Origin of the sequence: Pseudodonghicola sp., from assembly GCF_048268305.1 — a bacterium.
In the GTDB taxonomy this organism is placed as follows: Bacteria; Pseudomonadota; Alphaproteobacteria; order Rhodobacterales; family Rhodobacteraceae; genus Pseudodonghicola.
Window position 1 is genome coordinate 295,086 of sequence record NZ_JBLWVT010000007.1, and the last position, 18,350, is coordinate 313,435.

Below are 18,350 nucleotides of genomic sequence, written 5' to 3' on the forward strand. Positions count from 1 at the left end.
CGCTCAGTGCCCCTCGTTCTCGTTGGTGTCGTCTTCTTCGCGCTCGGGATTGATGTCCATCGGATGCGCGCTGGCGATGCCGGGCTGCCAGGCATAGCGCGACAGGCTCTGCAGCGCCAAAAGCACCGCGCCCCAGACCGCCAGGAACACGCCCAGATCGAAGAGCGCGGCAGTCGCCACCTCGAATTCCTCGAGATAGGGCAGGTGGATATAGCCGTAGTCGCTGGTCAGGAACGGCTTGCCGTTGAACCAGGCGCCCATGCCGGTGGCGGCGGCGACCAGAACGCCGGTGCCGATGATGCCGTGATAGGGCAGCCTTTGCCGCTCCGCCGCCCAGCCGAAGCCCGAGGCCATGTATTGCATGATCACGGCGATGGCGGCGATCAGGCCGGCGACAAAGCCGCCGCCGGGCATGTTGTGGCCGCGGAAGAAGATATAGGCGGCGACCATGAAGGCGATCGGCATCATCACCCGGGTGGCAACCACCATCATCAGCGGGTGGGCATCGCCCGCCAGTTGCTTCCAGGGCTTGCGGTTCAGCAGGCGTGCCCGCACCCGGCTTCCCAGCGTCGCTTCGGTGATCGCGAAGATGATGATCGCGGCGATCCCCAGAACGGTGATCTCGCCGAAGGTATCGAAGCCGCGGAAGTCGACCAGGATGACGTTGACCACATTGTGGCCGCCGCCGCCCTTGTAGGAATTCGCCAGATGGTATTCCGCGATCGAGGGCATGGCGAAATCGCGGGTCATCATCGCATAGATCAGCCCGCCCATGCCAAGCCCGGCAACCACCGAGATCGCGATATCGCGGGTCCGCCGCGCCGGGCTGCTTTCCTTCGGCGTATCCTGCGGCAGGAAGTTCAGCGCCAGCAGCATCAGGATGATCGTCACCACCTCGACCGAAATCTGGGTCAGCGCCAGGTCGGGGGCGGAGAGATAGCTGAAGCTCAGCGACACCATCAGCCCGGAGACCCCGATCAGCACCAGCGACAGCAGCCGGTTGCGGTGGAAGGCCACCACGCAGAGCGAGGAGCCGACCAGGCAGAACCAGCCCAGCAGCGGCATCGCGGTGATCGGCAGGGTGGCGTGGGTCCGCGGGCCGAGACTGCCGCTGCCGAAAGCGTACCAGCCAAGTCCGACGGTGAAGACCAGGAAGATCACCGCATAGCGGGTGAGCGAGCCGTTGTGCAGGCCTTGGGTGATGCCCCGCGCCAGCGCGGTGGCGGCGCCGATGATGGCGTCGAAGATCGCCTTCGCCTCGGGGCGGGGCAGGTTGTTCCAGACCGCGCGGGCACCGCCATAGGCCAGCAGCAGCAGGATGCCGCCCAGAACCGCCGCGATCGACATGTAAAGCGCCGGGGTCAGCCCGTGCCAGAGGGCGGGGTGGAAATGCACCTCGTGCCCGGTGACGGCCGCAGCGGCTGCGGTGACGATCGGCGTGGCGAAGGTATTCGGGAAGAGCCCGATCAGCACCACAAGCGCCACCAGGATCGCCGGCGGCAGCCAGAGGCCCGGGCCCGGATCATGCGGATGGCTGGGATAATCGTGGCGCTTCTTGCCCAGGAAGACATGGGCGATATAGCGCAGCGAATAGGCCACCGAGAAGAGCGCGCCGAAGACCGCCAGCGCCGGCACCAGCCAGGTCACCCCGGCCCAGTCGGCATGGGCGGCGGCCTCGAGCATCATTTCCTTCGACAGGAAGCCGTTGAAGGGCGGGATGCCGGCCATCGACAGCGCCGCGATCCCCGCCAGGGTGAAGGTCAGCGGCATCAGGTGTCGCAGCCCGCCCAAGAGCTTGATGTCGCGGGTATGGGTCTCGTGGTCGATGATGCCCGCATTCATGAACAGCGAGGCTTTGAAGGTCGCGTGGTTGATGATGTGGAAGACGGCGGCGACCGCCGCGGCCTCGGTCCCGAAGCCAAGGAGCATGGTGATCAGCCCGAGGTGGCTGACGGTCGAGTAGGCCAGCAGCGCTTTCAGATCGTCCTTGAACAGCGCGATCACCGCGCCCAGCACCATGGTGATCAGCCCGACCGAGCCGACGATGTAGAACCACAGATCGGTGCCCGACAGCACCGGCCACATCCGCGCCATCAGGAACAGCCCCGCCTTCACCATGGTGGCCGAATGCAGATAGGCCGACACCGGGGTGGGGGCGGCCATGGCGTGCGGCAACCAGAAGTGGAAGGGGAATTGCGCCGATTTGGCGAAACAGCCCAGCAGGATCAGGATCAGCGCCGGCGCATAGAGCGGCGAGGCCTGGATCAGATCCTTGTGCTGGAGAATGACGCTCAGGTCATAGCTGCCCACGATATGGCCCAGGATCAGCATGCCCCCGATCATCGACAGCCCGCCGGCCCCGGTCACCGTCAGCGCCATCCGCGCCCCCTGCCGCCCTTCGGGCAGGTGTTTCCAGAAGCCGATCAGCAGGAAGGACGAGAGCGAGGTCAGTTCCCAGAAAATCAGCAGAAGCAGGATGTTGTCGCACAGCACGATGCCCACCATCGCGCCCTGGAACAGCAGCAGATAGCTGTAGAACTGCCCCATCGGATCCTCGCGGCTGAGATAGAAGCGCGCATAGGAGATGATCAGCAGGCCGATCCCGAGGATCAGCGAGGCGAAGAGGAGCCCGAGGCCGTCAAGCTGGAAATTTGCGTTGAGCCCCAGATCGGGCAGCCAGGCGAGCCTTGCGGTGACGACCTCACCCCGCAGGACGGCGGGGGCGTTGGTCAGCAGCCCGATCAGGGCCAGCAGGGTGACGCCCCCGGTCGAAAGCGAGGCGGCATTGCGCCCGGCGCGGATCAGCAGGGCAGGGAACACGGCGCCGAGAAAGGGCAGGGCCGCGATCAGAAAGAGGGACAAGTCGGTTCTCCAACGTAGCGGGCGACAGCGGGTTTCATCTTGCCTAAGCAATTTTGTGACACTGTCCAGCCCCGGAGGGAGCCGGGCGGATCAGTTTCACAGGGCGATCACGAATTTTTCAGAACATGGTGCCGACTCGGGCAGGAACAAGGACCGAGGGCACGGGGCAGGGCTGAAGATCATGCCGGAACATGGCATCTTTGGCGCGTGGTGCGTCTGAGTGCCGATCTGTCATCCGGCCGTCTCCTCCTGTCGGTTGTCTTGGTCTTGCCGGGGGAGATAGCGCGAAAGCCCCGGATTGTCACCCGAAAGCGGCAGAAAATGGCAGGACAAGCGGCCGCAGCGGGGTGGTTTGTCATCCGGGAGGGGGCGCGCCACCCGGCCGTGGCCGGAAGCGTGACAGCACCTGAAAGACGCGTTTGCCGAGTCACTGACCTTTGCCAAGGGCGGGCTTCGCCCGCGATGCCTGGCGCTGTCGCATATTGCGGGCCAGGGCCGTGCGCATCAGGCGACGGAAGCTCGGGCATTGCAGGTGGCTGGGGGCGCTGCAATTGGCCACATGTCTCAGACCATCGCGCAGCGCCGTCAGTTCCCTGATGCGCACATCCAATGTGTCGGCCTGGCTGAGCAGCCGGTCGCGCTTGATTTCGGGCGGGCCGCTATCGCCCAGCATCTCGGCCATTTCCGCCAGAGAGAAGCCTGCGATCTGGCCCAGAGAGATCAACGACAGGCGGATCAGCACATCGGCATCGAAGGTGCGCCGAAGCCCGTGCCGTCCGACCGAGCGGATCAGCCCCATCGTTTCGTAATGGCGCAGGGCAGAGGCGGGAATACCGCTTTTCCGGGCCACTTCGGAAATGTCCATCATGATGCTTGACCTCAAGTCGACTTCAAGTGGCATCCTGCCCGGCATGACGCAAATCGGCAAGGAAGACCAACAGATGCCTTTCAGTGAAAACAGTGCTTTGCAGACGGTTTTGAATGCCGTTCTTCTAGGCGGCGGCGCGACGCTGTTCATGGACCTCGTCGCGGTGGCGCGCCATCGGCTGTTTGGCGTGAAGGGATTGGAGTACGCGCTGGTCGGGCGCTGGTTGGGGCATCTGCCCCGGGGCGTTCTGCTGCATCGGCCGATCAGCCGGAGTGCGCCGATCTGGGCCGAGCGGGCCATCGGCTGGGGCGCACATTATGCGATCGGGATCATGTTCGCGGGCCTGTTCCTTGCGATCGTCCCGTCAACCTGGCTGGCCGCCCCGGCCTTGTGGCCGTCATTGGCGTTTGGTCTCGGAACCGTGACGGTTCCGTTCTTTCTGCTTCAGCCCTGTCTGGGGGCCGGGGTCGCGGCCAGCAAGACGCCGCATCCATGGCGTGCGCGCTATCAAAGCGCGATTGCGCATCTTACCTTCGGGCTCGGGCTGTGGGGGACTGGGTGGGCAGCGGTGCTGGCCGCCGGGTAACGGGGTCCAGTTCCTCGCCGATGGGGGCAGGGGAGGCTCTGTTGCTTGGGGAGAAAAGGGGGGCAAGCGCCCCCTATCCCCCCTTCAGCCGCGCCATCAGCACAACCTCGCTGTCCTCCCCGACCGGTTCGGTCAGGGAGGAGGAGATCATCTTGCCGTCGACGGCGACCGAGACGCCGGCGTCGAGCGTCGGCCCGAGCGCGGGGTAATCGCGGCGGAGGGCGGTCAGGATCTGGCCCACCGTGCGCCCCTCGACCTCGACGCTGTCGCGTCCGTCGACCAGGGGGCGCAGCCCGGACCAGAGCCGGACCTCAACCATTCTTGCTCTCCAGCGCCTCCAGCACGCGGGCGGGGCGCATCGGCAAGTGCCGCATCCGCACGCCCACGGCATTCGACACCGCATTGGCGATGGCCGCCAGCGGCGGGCAGATCGAGGTTTCGCCGACACCCCTCACGCCGAAGGGGTGGCCGGGGTTCGGCACCTCGACGATCACCGTGTCGATGAAGGGCAGGTCGGAGGCCACCGGAATACGGTAGTCGAGGAAGCCGGCGTTCTGCAGCCGCCCGTCCTCGCCATAGATATATTCCTCGTTCAGCGCCCAGCCGATGCCCTGGGCGGCGCCGCCCTGGAACTGGCCCTCGACATAGGTGGGGTGGATCGCCTTGCCGGCGTCCTGCACCACGGTATAGCGCACCACCTTGGTCGCGCCGGTCTCGGGATCGACCTCGGCATCGACGATATGGGCGGCGAAGCTCACGCCCGCGCCTTCCGGTGTCGCCTCGAAATGGCCGTTGATCGGCCCGCCGGTGGCGCCCATGTCGGCGGTCAGCTCGGTGATGTGCAGGGGCTCGTGATCGCCGGCATTGGGGCCCGAGGGTTTGGCATAGCCATCCTCCCAATAGACCGCCTCTTCCGGGATGTCCCATTTCGCCGCCGCGCGCCGGCACAGCTCTTCCACCGCCGCCTCGGCCGCCTTGATGGTGGCGAGCCCGCTGGCATAGGTCACCCGGCTGCCATGGCTGATCTCGTTATAGCCCAGCGAAGAGGTATCGGCGATGGTGCAGCGGATGTTCTCGTAAGGAATCCCCAGCACCTCGGCCGCCATCAGCGCCATCGACGCACGCGAGCCGCCGATATCGGGGGTGCCGACCATGATCTGGGCCGAGCCGTCCTCGGACATCGCCAGCGAGACCGAGGTTTCGCCGCCGTGGTTGAACCAGAAGCCGCAGGACACCCCGCGCCCCTGGCCCGGTTTCACCGGGGCGGCGTAATGCGGATGCGCCTTGGCGGCTTCCAGCGTTTCCACCAGGCCGATGCGGGGCCATTTCGGGCCGAAGCTCGCCTGCGTGCCCTCGCGCGAGGCGTTCTTGAGCCGCACCTCGATCGGGTCGAGGCCGAGCTGATTGCAAAGCTCGTCTATCACCGATTCCACCGCGAAGGCCGCCATCGGCGAGCCCGGCGCGCGATAGGCGGCCTGTTTCGGGCGGTTGGTCATCACGTCATAGCCGACCTGATGCACGTTCTTCAGGTTATAGGGCGCGAAGGCGCACATCGCCGTCATGTCGCAGGGCGCGCCCGGAAAGGCGCCGCCCTGCAGCCGGAAGATGCCCTGCGCGGCGGTGAGGGTGCCGTCCTTCTTCATCCCGATCTTGACCTCCATTGAGGTGGAGGAGGTCGGGCCTGAGGCGCGGAACACTTCCGAACGGGTCATCACCAGCTTGACCGGTCGGTTGGCCTTGCGGCTGAGCGCCAGCGCGACGGGTTCGATGAAGACGGTGGTCTTGCCGCCGAAGCCGCCGCCGATTTCCGAGGCGGTGACGCGCAGCTGGCTGGTTTCCAGCCCCAGCAGCGCGGCGCAGACCTTTTGCACGTTCCAGTGGCCCTGGGTGCAGCACCAAAGCTCGCCCTTGCCATCGCCGCCCAGCGTGCCGAGGCAGGCGTGCGGCTCGATATAGCCCTGGTGGGTTGCCTCGGTGGTAAAGTGATCCTCCACCACCAGATCGGCCTCGGCGAAACCAGCCTCGATATCGCCGTGACCGCTTTCGTAATAGCGCACGACGTTCGGGTGCAGCCCCGCGGGGACAGAGGTATCGGCGGCGCCGTCGCGGATCTCCGGGGCGCCCGGTTCCATCGCCTTGTCGACATCGGTGACATGCGGCAGCAGCTCATATTCCACCTCGATCGCCTTGATCGCGTCGCGCGCGATCAGCGCCGAGGTGGCAGCGACGGCGGCCACGGCGTGGCCGTCATAGAGCGCCTTTTCGCCCGCCATGACGTTTTCCAGGATATTCCAATCCTCGCCCGTCAGCCCGGTGGCGAAATCGGCGCGGGTGACCACGGCCTTGACGCCCTCCATCGCCAGCGCCTTGCTGGCGTCGATCTTGACGATCTTCGCATGGGCATGCGGGCTGCGCTTGATCGCGGCAAAGAGCATGCCGGGCGCGGTGGCATCGGCGCCGAACTTGGCGCGGCCGGTGACCTTGTCGAGCCCGTCGGGACGATCTGGACGGGTGCCGACATATTTGAACCCGGTGGTTTTCGAGCTGTCCAACGCCATTACGAGGCCTCCCGCATTTCGGCCGCGGTATCCATCACGGCGCGAATGATCTTGTCATAACCGGTACAGCGGCAGAGGTTGCCGGCCAGCCAGTAACGGACTTCCGTTTCGGTCGGGTCGGGGTTCTTCTCCAGCAGCGATTTCGCCGCGATCAGAATGCCCGGGGTGCAGATGCCGCATTGCAGGGCGGCATATTCGATGAACTTCTTCTGCAGGGGATGCAGGGTTTCGCCCTGGGCGATGCCCTCGACGGTGCCGATCTCCTTGCCCTCGGCCTCGACCCCCAGCATCAGGCAGGAACAGACCAGTCGGCCGTCGACGGTGACCGAACAGGCGCCGCAATCGCCGGTGCCGCAGCCTTCCTTGGCGCCGGTCAGCCCCAGCCGGTCGCGCAGCACGTCCAGCAGGGTTTCGCGCGGGTCGCAGAGGAATTCGACCTCATCGCCATTCACTTTCGCGGTTACATGCGTCTTGCTCATGCCTGGGCTCCCTTCGCGCGGTCATAGGCGATCTGTGCCACCCTCCGGGCCAGGACGCCCGCCACATGGGTGCGAAACTTGATCGTGCCGCGCTTGTCGTCGATCGGATTGCAACTGGCCTCGGCCAGTTCGGCCAGCGCCGCGAGCGCCGCCTCGTCCAGCGTCCGGCCGACCAGGGCGTCGGCGGCGGCCGGGACCAGAACGGCGGTGGGGGCCACGGCGCCAAGCGCCATCCGGGCCGCGGTGATCACCTCGCCCTCGACCGTCAGGTTGATGCCGCAGCCGACCACGGCGATATCCATCTCGGTCCGCGGGATGAAGCGCTGATAGGCGTCGCCGCCGTTTTTCCCGCGCGGCGGCAGGATCAGGGCGGTGATGATCTCGCCCTTCTTCAATACCGTCTTGCCGGGGCCGGCGGGGATGTTCTCGACCGCCAGCTCGCGGTCCCCCTCGGGCCCGGTGATGCTGACGCGAGCCCCGGCGGCGATCATCGCCGGCACCGAATCCGCGGCAGGGGAGGCATTGCACAGATTGCCCACCGGCGTCGCCCGGCCCTGCACCTGGGTCGAACCGATCAGGTCCATCGCCTCGACCACGCCGGGCCAGTCCTGGCCCAGGTCGGCGTGTTCGCGCATCTCGGCGCCGGTGACGGCCACGCCCAGCCGCCAGCCGCCGTCCTCGGTCGGTGCGATCTCATGGGTGCCGGGGATCGCCTTGATGTCGATCAGCGTATCCGGGGTGACGATGTCCGATCGCATCTGGACCAGAACATCCGTCCCCCCGGCGAGGATGCGGGTGATCCCCTCGGCCCCGGCGGCAAGCGCCACGGCCTCTTCAAAGGTGGCGGGTTTGAAATACTGCATGGGCATTCCTTGCGATTGGCCGGCTGGCTGGCTGGGTCTGTCCGCCCGGTTCGGCGTCGGGGTGTCGGCAAAACTCTAGCGCCGGAATAGAATCAGGCAAGCGTCTGCTTGAATTTGATCAAACTGTTACACGGGAATTTTATGCGAACGGGTGACTTTTCATCTTTGTCGCGCTAACCGCTGGGGCGTGACATTCACCGACGGGACCGGACGGGGCGACATGCGCGATCTCTTCATCATCGGCGGCGGCATCAACGGCTGCGGCATCGCGCGCGACGCCGCCGGCCGGGGGCTGAGCGTGACTTTGGCCGAACAGGGGGATCTGGCCGGGGCGACCTCCTCGGCCTCGACCAAGCTGTTTCATGGCGGGCTGCGGTATCTGGAGTATTTCGAATTCCGCCTGGTGCGCGAGGCGCTGATCGAACGTGAGGTGTTGCTGAAGGCAATGCCGCATATCAGTTGGCCGATGCGCTTCGTGCTGCCCTATGAGCGCGAGATGCGCTTCGACACCGCGACGCCGGCCTCCCGGATGCTCGGAATGGTGATGCCCTGGATGAAGGGGCGCCGGCCGGCCTGGATGATCCGGCTGGGTCTCTTCCTCTACGATCATCTCGGCGGGCGGCAGATCCTGCCCGCGACCCGGACGCTCGACCTGCGCCAGGAGCCCGCCGGCGCGCCGCTGAAGGAGCGGTTCCGACACGCCTATGAATATTCCGACTGCTGGGTGCAGGATGCCCGGCTGGTGGTGCTGAATGCCCGCGATGCCACCGCCCGGGGGGCGGAGATCCTGACCCGCACCAAGGTCATCGCCGCGCGCCGCGAGGCGGATCACTGGGCGATCACCCTGCGCCGCGTCGATGGAACCGAGACGGTGGTCGAGGCGAAGATGCTGGTCAATGCCGCCGGCCCCTGGGTGGGCGAGGTGCTGCACGGCATGCTCCACAGCTCCGCCCCCGGGGGCGTGCGGCTGGTGCGCGGCAGCCATGTCGTGACGCCGCGGCTATATGATCACGACAAGTGCTATTTCTTCCAGGGGCGCGACGGGCGGATCATCTTTTCAATCCCTTACGAGGATGACTTCACCCTGATCGGCACCACCGACGCCGATCATGCCGGCCCCGATGTGCCGCCGACCTGCACCGAGGGGGAACGCGATTACCTGCTGGCCTTCGCCAACGAGTATTTCAAACGCCAGTTGACCCCGGCCGATGTGGTCTGGACCTATTCTGGCGTCCGCCCGCTTTATGACGACGGTGCCAAATCGGCCACCGCGGCGACGCGGGATTATGTGCTGGTGCTCGACCGCGACGGCGCGCCGCTGCTGAATGTCTTCGGCGGCAAGATCACCACCTATCGCCGGCTGGCGGAATCGGCGCTGGCCAAGATCGGCCAGGCGATCGAGGTGACCAAGGGGGACTGGACCGCCGGCGTGGCGCTGCCCGGTGGCGATTTCCCGGTTGCCGGCGTCGCGGATCAGATCGAACGGCTGCTGGCGGAGTATCCTTTCCTGACGCAAACTTGGGCGCGGCGGCTGATCCGCACCTATGGCACCGAGGCGCGGGTGATCCTTGGCAAGTCAAAGACAGCCGCCGATCTCGGCCGCGATTTCGGCGCCACGCTGACCCAGGCAGAGCTTGATTGGGCGATCGCCAAGGAATGGGTGCGCGGGGCGGAGGATATGGTCTGGCGCCGCACCAAGCTCGGCCTCAGGCTGAGCGCGCCGCAGCTGGCCGAGATCGAGGCCTATATCCGCGCCACTAGCCGCTGATCGCGGCGGCGATCAGCGCCGGCACCCCCGGATGCTGGCCGAGCGGCGGCAACAGGGCGCCGAGGAAGCCGGCGGTCTCCAGCGCATCGGGCACATCCTGGCGATAATGCCCGCCCTCGGCGGCGAAGACCGGCAGGCACAGCGTTTGATTGGGCAGGTCGCGCGCGGCCTCGGCCAGGAACGGCGCCTCCTCGACAAAGCCATAGACTGGTGGGCGCCCGGGCCAGAGCGGGGTGAGCGCGGTGCCGAAGTCGCGCGTCGCCGCCGCCGCGCGGGGACCGTGGGCCGAGCCATGGGCGGCGATCAGCAGCGCAGCTGCCGCCGGCTCCCAGCCGCGCAGGGCGCATTCCTGCGCCAGATAGTCCGCCGCCAGATCCACCAGTGCCGGATCGCGCCCCAAGGGCGGCAAGACCTGCGCCGGGTGCCCATCCAGCCGTTTCGGCAGGGCTTGCCGGACGAACCAGCCGTCGGTCATGAAAAAGGGATAGATCACGCCGTCGGAGCCGAGCCGGTCCAGCGCCGCCTCAAGCGCGCCGGCGGCGGCCAATGTGGCAGAGCCGACACGGTGCGCGGGCAGCAGGTGCCCCACCTTGGCCGCGAGTTCCGCCAGTGCCGCTTCCGCCGGGGCGGGGGCGGAGGGCTGGCCATGAGCCACGATCAGCACGTCAAGACAGCCGGGCATCGGGAACCTCCTGTCCCTTATGTGGCGCGCCCCGGCCGTTTCGCCAAGGGCTGACACGAAAAAAGGCGCCGCCATGGCCGCGCCCTTCTTCTCGGTTCAAATACGGCGGGGGAGTCTCCGCAGGAGACGGGGGCAGAGCCCCCTCTGCCGCGGCCGGTCAGCTCACTCGACGCATTCGAGCAGCATGGTGCCGGCCCCGGTGTTCGAGATCGGGATGTGGTAATTGGCGTGCAGCGGGCGCACCTTGTCGCCCAAGGCGCCGCGCATCATCATCCACATTAGGAACTCGGTGCCCTGGGCACCGGCCTTTTCCACCAGTTCGCGGCGGGAGATTTTCGTCAGCGCCTCGGGGTCGGTGATGATTTTCTCCATGCAATACTGATCGAATTCCTTGTTGATGAAGCCCGCCCGCTCGCCGTCGAGTTGATGGCTGAGCCCGCCGGTGCCCAGCACCACCACCTTGATATCCTCGGGATAGCTGAGGATGGCCCTGCGCAGCGCCTTGCCGAAATCGAGCGCGCGTTTCAGCGTCGGGATCGGGTGCTGCACCGTATTGGCGCTGATCGGGATGGCGCGCGGCATGTCGGGGTTGTTGGGCGCCCCGGGCCAGAACAGCTGCATCGGCACCACGAAGCCGTGATCCACCGCCAGTTCCTGACACGAGGTGATGTCGAATTCCTGCTCCACCATGCTTTCGATGATGTGCCAGCTGAAGGGCGCATCGCCGGGGAAGGGGGGAAGCTGCGGAATGCCCCAGCCCTCGTCCTCGTTGCGGTACTCATGCGCGGCGCCGATCGCGAAGGTCGGCATCTTGTCGAGGAAGAAGCCCAGCCCGTGGTCGTTGTAGATATTGATCGCCACGTCGGGCTTGTTCTTGTCCAGCCAGGCGCGGATCGGCGGGTAGCCGTCGAAGAAGGGTTTCCAATAGGGCTCGTCGAACAGGCCCTTGTGGATCGCGTTGCCCACCGCCGGGATATGCGAGGTGGTCAGGCCGCCCAGAAGTTTCGCCATTGTCTCAATCCCCCGCCCGGCGCAGCTTTTCCTGGAACTCCGCCTTGGACATGCCGGTCTGCTGCGCGCCGATGTCCTGCATGTCGAGCCGGTAGATGCCGGCGAATTTGGCGAGGTAATAGATATTGCCGCCGGCCGCGATCAGCGCCAGCACGTTCTTGTCGCGGCAGGCCTGCTTCTGTTCCTCGTTCAGGCCGTATTTTTCCATATAGGCCTCGGGGTCGGCCAGATAGGCCTCCCGCGCCGCGGCGGCGTTGAAGGAATAGCACATCTTGTTCAGCGCATATCCCTTCATCGCCATCTCGCCGTCGAAGAGCGTGGTACCCTCGATCGGCGTGTGGTGATCGAAATCGGTGATCTCCATGGGGCTCCTCCCTGTTCTGCTGCGGCCTCAGGCCTCGGTCTGCCAGTAAAGGCGCATAGGGTTGTCGATCAGAAGCTTCTGTCGCAGCTCCTCGGTGGGGGCGATCTGCGGGATCACATCCACCAGCTGACCATCGTCGGGCATGTGCGATTTCATGTTCGGATGCGGCCAGTCGGTGCCCCAGAGCACGCGGTCGGGGAAGGTTTCGACCAAATGCCGGGCGAAGGGGACGACATCGGCATAGGGCGGGCCGGCGACGGTCAGACGTTCCGGGCAGCTCACCTTGGTCCAGAAATTCTGGTTGCGCGCCAGCAGGTCGACAAAGCGCTGGAAGTCGGGGTGATCGACGCCCTTGCTCACGTCGGGGCGGCCCATGTGGTCGACCACCACGGTGGTCGGCAGGCTTTCCAGGAAGGGGATCAGATCCTCGAGATCGGGGGCCTCGAAATAGACCACAATGTGCCAGCCAAGCTTGGCGATGCGTTCGGCGATGCCGATGAAGACCTCTTTCGGGGTGGCATCGACCAGCCGCTTGACGAAGTTGAAGCGCACCGCGCGGACGCCGGCGGCATCCATTGCGGCCAGCTCTTCGTCGGTGATGTCGGGCGAGACCACGGCGACGCCGCGGGCCAGGTCGCCGGCAGTCTCAAGCGCGTCGATCAGCGCGGCGTTGTCGGTGCCGTGGCACGAGGCCTGCACGATCACATTGCGCGAGAAGCCCAGATAGTCGCGCAGCGCGAACAGTTTTTCCTTCGGCGCGTCGCAGGGGGTGTATTTGCGCTTGGGCGAATAGGGGAATTTCGCGGCCGGGCCGAAGACATGGCAATGGGCATCGACGCTGCCCGCCGGCACCTTGAAATCGGGCACCTTGGGGTTGGGGTGAAACGGCAGGTAATCGGGGTCCATCGGGCCTCCTCCTCGAACGTTGGGGCGCCGCCTTGCGATGCGGCGCGAATTGGCGTGACCATAGGCCTGTGACGGCGTGCCGCGCCAGTTGGAAGCTTGGCTTTGCGAATTGGCAGATGTTATAGATGTGGCGAAAGGCCCCGGCCGGGGCAGGCCAGAACAGAAGGGCGGGATCGGATGGATTTCGTATTTCCCAATGTGCGGCATCTGCAAGCGGTGCAACAGGTTGCAGCGCTCAATCGGATCAATCTGGCGGCCGATGCGGTGCACCTGTCGCAGCCTGCGGTGACCCAGGCGGTGGCCAAGCTGGAACAGACCTTGTCGGCGCGGCTGTTCGATCGCCGGCCCGAGGGGATGTTTCTGACCGAGATCGGCGAGATCTTCCTGGCCCGGGTGACCCGGGCGCTCGATCTGCTGAAGGATGGCGAGCGGCAGGCGCGCAAACGGGCGCCGCGCCCGGCGCCGGCGGGGCGGCGGGATTTCCATCGTCTGACCACGGCGGTGCAGCTTCGGGCGCTGATCGCGGTGGCGCAGACCGGCAACTTCAGCCATGCGGCGCGCGAACTTGGCGTCTCGCAGCCCGCCGTGCATCGGGCCGCCCGCGATCTTGAGAGGCTCTCTGGGCTCAGCTTCTTCGAACCGGTCCGGCGCGGCGTGATGCTCACGCCTGCGGCCGAGGCCTTTGCCCATCACGTGCGGCTGGCCAATGCGGAAATCCGTCAGGGTCAGTTCGAGGTGAGCGAATTTCTGGGCCGCGATTCCACCCGGATCGCCGTGGGCTCCATGCCGCTGTCGCGCACCACCATCCTGCCGGCGGCGATCGACCAGCTCTTGCGCGAAAGCAACGGGCAGCTGCAACTGCAATGCGTCGACGGCGCCTATAGCACATTGCTGCGCGATCTGCGGTTCGGCGATCTCGACCTGCTGATCGGGGCGCTGCGCGATCCGCTGCCGGCCGAGGATGTGGTGCAGGAGGAACTGTTCTCCGACACCCTGTCGGTGGTCGCCGCGCGGACCCATCCTTTGGCCGGAAAACAGGGGCTGACACTCGAGGATACGCTCGATTACCCCTGGATCGCGCCGCCGCTGCCGACGCCCTCGGGGACCTATCTCTATGAGCGGCTGCAAATCCCGCAGCTTCCCGACACGCCGGTGCGGGTGGTGGCGAATTCGCTGGTGCTGGTGCGCGGGCTGATGATGCGGGGCGATTACGTCACCATCATGTCGCGCAAGCAGATCGAGGTGGAGCAGGAGTATGGCATCCTCGCCCCCTTGCCGATCGAGCTGCCGGAAAGCGCGCGCCCCATCGGCCTGACCTATCGCGCCAATTGGCGTCCGACCCCCACCCAGGCGCGGTTTCTCGATCTGATCCGGGCCCAGGTGAAGGCGGGGGTGGAGTAAAGATGTATTCCATCTATAACAGAAACGAATGCCTCCGCGCGGCATTGAATTTCTGACCCGGCGGCGGGGCTGGTAAGTCGAAGCGGCCCGGGGCGCCATCTGCGGACCCGCGCCCAGAGGATTCACCAAAGGCTTCAGGGGGAGGAGCGGCGATGACCGACCGACAGGACAAACCCTATGACGATATCCCCGGCACCTTCGTTTTCGATGCCGACCGCTCACGCGAGGGATATCATCTCAACCAGTTCTGCATTTCGCTGAGGTTGCAGAAGAACCGGGAGGCGCTGACCGCCGATCCCGAGGAATATATGTCGCGCTTTCCGATGACCGAGGCGCAGAAACAGGCGGTGCGCGATCGCGCCTGGAACCGGCTGCTCGAACTGGGGGGGAACATCTATTACACCTCCAAGCTCGCCGCCTTCGACGGGATCACCTTCCAGGATCTCGCCGCGATGATGACCGGCGTCAGCCGCGAAGAGTATCGCGACATGATGCTGCACGGGGGCCGGTCGATCGAGGGCAACCGCTATAAATCCGAATGGGAGGACAAGTAATGGCCCGGATTACCGCAGGCGTGGGGTGTTCCCACGTGCCCGCCATCGGCGTCGCCATGGATACCGGCATCACCGACCAGCCCTATTGGAAACCGGTGTTCGACGGCTTTGTCAAAAGCCGCGAGTGGATGAAGGAAAACCAGCCCGACGTCATCTTCCTGGTCTATAACGACCATTGCACCGCCTTCGATGCCTCCTGCATCCCGACCTTCGCGCTGGGGTGCGCGGCGGAATTCGCCCCGGCCGACGAAGGCTGGGGGCCGCGTCCGGTGCCGGTGGTCAAGGGACATCAACGGCTCGCCTCCCATATCGCGCAATCGGTCATCCTTGATGAATTCGACCTGACCATCATGAACGAGATGGAGGTCGACCACGGGCTGACCGTGCCGCTGTCGGTGATGTTCGGCGACAAGGGTGTCGATGACGAATGGCCCTGTCCGGTGATCCCGCTGGCGGTCAATGTGGTGCAATACCCGGCCCCCACCGGCAACCGCTGCTATAACCTGGGCAAGGCCATCCGCCGCGCCATCGACAGCTATCCCGAGGATCTGAACGTGATGATCTTCGGCACCGGGGGCATGTCGCACCAGCTTCAGGCCGAACGCGCCGGGCTGATCAATGCCGAATGGGATCAGCGGTTCCTCGACATGATGGCGAATGACCCCGAGGCCGCGCGCAAGATCGAACATGTGGAATATCTGCGCGAGACCGGCTCGGAAGGCATCGAGATGGTCATGTGGCTGGTCATGCGCGGTGCGCTCGACGAACAGGTGACCGAGGTTCACCGCCATTATCACGTTCCCGCCTCGAATACCGCGGTGGGCCATATCATTCTGGAAAACCATAGCTGACGGAGACTCCCGAGATGAGACTTTGCGTGGCGGGCGCCTATGGCGCCTTCGGCATCAAGCACCTTGATGCGCTGGCCAATATCGAAGAGGTCGAGGTGACCTCGGTGATGGGGCCGACCAAGGAAAAGATCGAGGCCTTCGCGGCCCAACGCGGCATTCCCCATGCCGCCACCACGCTGGAGGAATGTCTGGCGCGTGACGATGTCGACGCGGTGATCCTGGCGACGCCGACCCAGATGCATGCCGAACAGGCGATCGCCTGCATGGCGGCCGGCAAGCACGTGCTGGTCGAAATCCCGATGGCGGATTCGCTGGCCGACAGCGAGGCCGTGGTGGCCAAGCAGAAGGAAACCGGGCTGGTGGCGATGGCCGGCCAGGTGCGCCGCTTCAACCCCTCGCACCAGTGGATCCACAACAAGATCCAGGCGGGCGAGCTGAAGATCCAGCAGATGGATGTGCAGACCTATTTCTTCCGGCGAACCAATTCCAACGCCAAGGGCGAACCGCGCAGCTGGACCGATCACCTGCTGTGGCACCACGCCTGCCATACCGTCGATCTGTTCCAGTATCAGACCGGTGAGACCGCCTCGGAGGCCTTCGGCCTGCAGGGGCCGATTCACCCCGATCTGGGCATCGCGATGGATATGTCGATCGGCATGAAGGTGCCTTCGGGCGCGATCTGCACCCTGTCGCTCAGCTTCAACAATGACGGGCCCTTCGGCACCTTCTTCCGTTATATCTGCGACAACGGCACCTATATCGCCCGCTATGACGACCTCTTTGACGGCAACGAGAACCCCATCGATCTGTCCGGTGTGACGGTGTCGAACAACGGGATCGAGCTGATTGATCGTGAATTCGTCGCCGCGATCAAGGAAGGGCGCGAGCCGAATGCCTCGGTCGCCCAGACTTTGTCCGCGATGGTGACGCTGGACCGCATCGAACGTGGTCTGAAGTAAATTCGCTCTGGCCCCGGTCAGCGGGGCGTGAAACGGTGCGGGCGGGGTCGCGGCAGGCGATCCCGCCCTTTTTGTTTTGAGGAGAGAACGACATGAACGGCGCCGAAAGCCTGGTGCGCAGCCTGTTGGCAAGCGATGTGGACGTGTGTTTCACCAACCCCGGAACCTCTGAAATGCACTTTGTCGCGGCGCTGGATCATGTGCCGGGGATGCGCTCGGTGCTGGCGCTGTTCGAAGGCGTGGCGACCGGGGCGGCCGATGGCTATTGGCGGATGGCGCGCAAGCCGGCCTCGACCTTGCTGCACCTCGGGCCCGGGTTGGCCAACGGCTTGGCGAACCTGCACAACGCCAAGAAGGCCGGGTCGGGCATCGTCAATATCGTCGGCGAGCACGCCTCGACCCACGTCGCGCTCGACGCGCCGCTGACGGCGGATATCGAAGGCATCGCGCGGCCGATGTCGGCCTGGGTTCATACCTCGCTCTCGACGGCGGAGGTCGGCGCCGATGCCGCCCGCGCGGTGCAGCAGGCGCGCACCACCCCGGGCCGGGTGGCGACGCTGATCCTGCCGGGCGATACCGCCTGGACCGAGGGCGGCGTGGTGGCCGAGGCGCTGATGCCCGAGGCGCCCGAAGGCCCTGATGCCGCGCTGGTCGAAGAGGCCGCCAAGGCGCTCGCCTTGGAAGGCAGCCTGTTGTTGCTGGGCGCCGGCGCCCTGACCGAAGAGAACCTGGCGCTGGCGGGCAAGATTGCCGCCGCGACCGGCTGCACGCTGATGTCGGAATGGGCCAACCCGCGCACCGAACGCGGCGCCGGCCGGGTGGCGATGCCGCGGGTGCCCTATCCGATCGATCTGGCGCTGAAGGCGCTGGAACCCTATGGCAAGATCGTGCTGCTGGGCGCGCGCGAACCGATCGGCTTTTTCGCCTATCCCGGCAAGCCGGCGCGGCTGACCCGGCCGGGGGCGGAATTCGTGCCGCTCGCCACCGCCGCGATGGATACCGGTGCCGCGCTCGAGGCACTGGTGGCGGCGACCGGGGCAGGGGCGACATCGGCGCTGATCGAGGTGGCGGCACTGCCCGATCTGCCGCCGCTGTCGCCCCTGACGCCCAAGACCCTCGCCCCGGTGATCGCCAATGCGATCCGCGAGGGCATGATCGTGGTCGACGAGACGGTGTCGAGCGGCGGCCATCTGCCCGAGGCGACCAGGGGCGCGCCCCAGCACAGCCTGTTGCAGAATAACGGCGGCTCGATCGGCTATGGGTTGTCGGTCTCGGTCGGCGCCGCGGTCGCCTGTCCGGATCGCAAGGTGCTGGCCCTGATCAGCGATGGCAGCGGCATGTATGTGCCGCAGGGCCTCTGGACCATGGCGCGCGAGGGGCTGGACGTCACCATCGTTATCCTTGCCAACCGTGCCTATAACATCCTGCGCGGCGAGCTGACCAATGTCGGCGTGCAGAACCCCGGTCCGCGCGCCATCGACATGCTGTCACTCGACCGTCCGACGCTGGACTGGGTGTCGCTCGCCCGCGGCATGGGGGTCGAGGCGACCCGGGTCGAGGATACCGCCCAGCTCGCGCTGGCGCTCGCCGCCGGGCTCGACACCCCCGGCCCGGTGCTGATCGAGGCGGTCATGTGAT

At 65.9% G+C, this 18,350-nt stretch carries 17 protein-coding genes; 7 read left to right on the top strand and 10 right to left on the bottom strand.

Annotated features, from left to right (window positions below; genetic code table 11):
• Positions 1-3 precede the first annotated feature (3 nt).
• Positions 4-2,862 carry a monovalent cation/H+ antiporter subunit A gene (locus ACN0V4_RS15135; RefSeq protein WP_417677540.1) on the bottom strand — a complete coding sequence of 953 codons (2,859 nt, stop codon included), beginning with the start codon at positions 2,860-2,862 and terminating at the stop codon, positions 4-6.
• A gap of 427 nt (positions 2,863-3,289) precedes the next feature.
• Positions 3,290-3,730: a helix-turn-helix domain-containing protein gene (locus ACN0V4_RS15140; RefSeq protein WP_417677542.1), complete on the bottom strand. Its 441-nt coding sequence runs from the start codon at positions 3,728-3,730 to the stop codon at positions 3,290-3,292.
• Here ACN0V4_RS15140 and ACN0V4_RS15145 point away from each other — a divergent pair.
• Entirely contained in the window at positions 3,729-4,316 is a 588-nt protein-coding gene (locus ACN0V4_RS15145; protein ID WP_417677544.1) for a DUF2938 domain-containing protein, read from the top strand. The genes ACN0V4_RS15140 and ACN0V4_RS15145 overlap by 2 nt on opposite strands.
• A gap of 73 nt (positions 4,317-4,389) precedes the next feature.
• On the opposite strand, the gene ACN0V4_RS15150 is transcribed toward ACN0V4_RS15145, so the two are convergent.
• Genes ACN0V4_RS15150 through ACN0V4_RS15165 form a run of 4 tightly spaced genes read right to left on the bottom strand, consistent with a single transcriptional unit; the run spans position 4,390 to position 8,216 of the window.
• Positions 4,390-4,635 carry a MoaD/ThiS family protein gene (locus ACN0V4_RS15150; protein ID WP_417677546.1) on the bottom strand — a complete coding sequence of 82 codons (246 nt, stop codon included), beginning with the start codon at positions 4,633-4,635 and terminating at the stop codon, positions 4,390-4,392.
• Positions 4,628-6,874, bottom strand: coding sequence for a xanthine dehydrogenase family protein molybdopterin-binding subunit (locus ACN0V4_RS15155; RefSeq protein WP_417677548.1), 2,247 nt, complete (start codon positions 6,872-6,874; stop codon positions 4,628-4,630). Before ACN0V4_RS15155 ends, ACN0V4_RS15150 begins: the two co-directional genes overlap by 8 nt.
• A complete protein-coding gene (locus ACN0V4_RS15160) occupies positions 6,874-7,353 on the bottom strand; it encodes a (2Fe-2S)-binding protein (protein ID WP_417677550.1) in 480 nt (159 codons plus the stop codon). The genes ACN0V4_RS15155 and ACN0V4_RS15160 overlap by 1 nt, the downstream gene beginning before the upstream one ends.
• The gene (locus ACN0V4_RS15165; RefSeq protein WP_417677552.1) at positions 7,350-8,216 is read right to left on the bottom strand and encodes an FAD binding domain-containing protein; all 867 of its coding nucleotides are present in this window, start codon (positions 8,214-8,216) and stop codon (positions 7,350-7,352) included. The genes ACN0V4_RS15160 and ACN0V4_RS15165 overlap by 4 nt, the downstream gene beginning before the upstream one ends.
• Before the next feature lie 220 nt (positions 8,217-8,436).
• Between ACN0V4_RS15165 and glpD the strand changes: the two genes are divergently transcribed.
• The gene (gene glpD, locus ACN0V4_RS15170) at positions 8,437-9,984 is read left to right on the top strand and encodes a glycerol-3-phosphate dehydrogenase (protein ID WP_417677554.1); all 1,548 of its coding nucleotides are present in this window, start codon (positions 8,437-8,439) and stop codon (positions 9,982-9,984) included.
• Here glpD and ACN0V4_RS15175 read toward each other — a convergent pair.
• The 4 genes from ACN0V4_RS15175 to ACN0V4_RS15190 form a co-directional block, all read right to left on the bottom strand.
• On the bottom strand, positions 9,974-10,666 hold the full coding sequence (locus ACN0V4_RS15175) for a CbiX/SirB N-terminal domain-containing protein (protein WP_417677556.1): 693 nt from the start codon (positions 10,664-10,666) through the stop codon (positions 9,974-9,976). The two genes, glpD and ACN0V4_RS15175, sit on opposite strands and share 11 nt — an antisense overlap.
• A gap of 162 nt (positions 10,667-10,828) precedes the next feature.
• Complete coding sequence (locus ACN0V4_RS15180; RefSeq protein ID WP_417677558.1) at positions 10,829-11,677, bottom strand: class III extradiol dioxygenase family protein; 849 nt, start codon at positions 11,675-11,677, stop codon at positions 10,829-10,831.
• Positions 11,678-11,681: 4 nt separating this feature from the next.
• Complete coding sequence (locus tag ACN0V4_RS15185; RefSeq protein ID WP_417677560.1) at positions 11,682-12,041, bottom strand: protocatechuate 4,5-dioxygenase subunit alpha; 360 nt, start codon at positions 12,039-12,041, stop codon at positions 11,682-11,684.
• A gap of 27 nt (positions 12,042-12,068) precedes the next feature.
• Complete coding sequence (locus ACN0V4_RS15190) at positions 12,069-12,947, bottom strand: amidohydrolase family protein (protein WP_417677562.1); 879 nt, start codon at positions 12,945-12,947, stop codon at positions 12,069-12,071.
• 177 nt (positions 12,948-13,124) lie between these two features.
• On the opposite strand from ACN0V4_RS15190, the gene ACN0V4_RS15195 reads away from it, so the two are divergent.
• The 5 genes from ACN0V4_RS15195 (at position 13,125) to ACN0V4_RS15215 (ending at position 18,349) form a co-directional block, all read left to right on the top strand.
• On the top strand, positions 13,125-14,348 hold the full coding sequence (locus ACN0V4_RS15195) for a LysR family transcriptional regulator (protein ID WP_417677564.1): 1,224 nt from the start codon (positions 13,125-13,127) through the stop codon (positions 14,346-14,348).
• Positions 14,349-14,500: 152 nt separating this feature from the next.
• Entirely contained in the window at positions 14,501-14,902 is a 402-nt protein-coding gene (gene ligA, locus ACN0V4_RS15200; RefSeq protein ID WP_417677566.1) for a protocatechuate 4,5-dioxygenase subunit alpha, read from the top strand.
• Positions 14,902-15,753 (top strand): class III extradiol dioxygenase subunit beta, encoded by an 852-nt coding sequence (locus tag ACN0V4_RS15205; RefSeq protein WP_417677568.1) that lies wholly within the window; start codon positions 14,902-14,904, stop codon positions 15,751-15,753. The genes ligA and ACN0V4_RS15205 overlap by 1 nt, the downstream gene beginning before the upstream one ends.
• Positions 15,754-15,767: 14 nt before the next feature.
• Entirely contained in the window at positions 15,768-16,712 is a 945-nt protein-coding gene (locus ACN0V4_RS15210; protein WP_417677569.1) for a Gfo/Idh/MocA family oxidoreductase, read from the top strand.
• A 92-nt stretch (positions 16,713-16,804) separates the two neighbouring features.
• On the top strand, positions 16,805-18,349 hold the full coding sequence (locus ACN0V4_RS15215) for an acetolactate synthase large subunit (RefSeq protein ID WP_417677571.1): 1,545 nt from the start codon (positions 16,805-16,807) through the stop codon (positions 18,347-18,349).
• Position 18,350 lies beyond the last annotated feature (1 nt).

What these genes read in the sequence shown, in the direction of transcription:
- ACN0V4_RS15145 (WP_417677544.1), top strand. Translation starts at nt 3,729, where the DNA reads ATGATGCTTGACCTCAAGTCGACTTCAAGTGGCATCCTGCCCGGCATG.
- ACN0V4_RS15140 (WP_417677542.1), bottom strand. Translation starts at nt 3,730, where the DNA reads ATGATGGACATTTCCGAAGTGGCCCGGAAAAGCGGTATTCCCGCCTCT.
- ACN0V4_RS15150 (WP_417677546.1), bottom strand. Translation starts at nt 4,635, where the DNA reads ATGGTTGAGGTCCGGCTCTGGTCCGGGCTGCGCCCCCTGGTCGACGGA.
- ACN0V4_RS15155 (WP_417677548.1), bottom strand. Translation starts at nt 6,874, where the DNA reads ATGGCGTTGGACAGCTCGAAAACCACCGGGTTCAAATATGTCGGCACC.
- ACN0V4_RS15160 (WP_417677550.1), bottom strand. Translation starts at nt 7,353, where the DNA reads ATGAGCAAGACGCATGTAACCGCGAAAGTGAATGGCGATGAGGTCGAA.
- ACN0V4_RS15165 (WP_417677552.1), bottom strand. Translation starts at nt 8,216, where the DNA reads ATGCAGTATTTCAAACCCGCCACCTTTGAAGAGGCCGTGGCGCTTGCC.
- glpD (WP_417677554.1), top strand. Translation starts at nt 8,437, where the DNA reads ATGCGCGATCTCTTCATCATCGGCGGCGGCATCAACGGCTGCGGCATC.
- ACN0V4_RS15175 (WP_417677556.1), bottom strand. Translation starts at nt 10,666, where the DNA reads ATGCCCGGCTGTCTTGACGTGCTGATCGTGGCTCATGGCCAGCCCTCC.
- ACN0V4_RS15180 (WP_417677558.1), bottom strand. Translation starts at nt 11,677, where the DNA reads ATGGCGAAACTTCTGGGCGGCCTGACCACCTCGCATATCCCGGCGGTG.
- ACN0V4_RS15185 (WP_417677560.1), bottom strand. Translation starts at nt 12,041, where the DNA reads ATGGAGATCACCGATTTCGATCACCACACGCCGATCGAGGGTACCACG.
- ACN0V4_RS15190 (WP_417677562.1), bottom strand. Translation starts at nt 12,947, where the DNA reads ATGGACCCCGATTACCTGCCGTTTCACCCCAACCCCAAGGTGCCCGAT.
- ACN0V4_RS15195 (WP_417677564.1), top strand. Translation starts at nt 13,125, where the DNA reads ATGGATTTCGTATTTCCCAATGTGCGGCATCTGCAAGCGGTGCAACAG.
- ligA (WP_417677566.1), top strand. Translation starts at nt 14,501, where the DNA reads ATGACCGACCGACAGGACAAACCCTATGACGATATCCCCGGCACCTTC.
- ACN0V4_RS15205 (WP_417677568.1), top strand. Translation starts at nt 14,902, where the DNA reads ATGGCCCGGATTACCGCAGGCGTGGGGTGTTCCCACGTGCCCGCCATC.
- ACN0V4_RS15210 (WP_417677569.1), top strand. Translation starts at nt 15,768, where the DNA reads ATGAGACTTTGCGTGGCGGGCGCCTATGGCGCCTTCGGCATCAAGCAC.
- ACN0V4_RS15215 (WP_417677571.1), top strand. Translation starts at nt 16,805, where the DNA reads ATGAACGGCGCCGAAAGCCTGGTGCGCAGCCTGTTGGCAAGCGATGTG.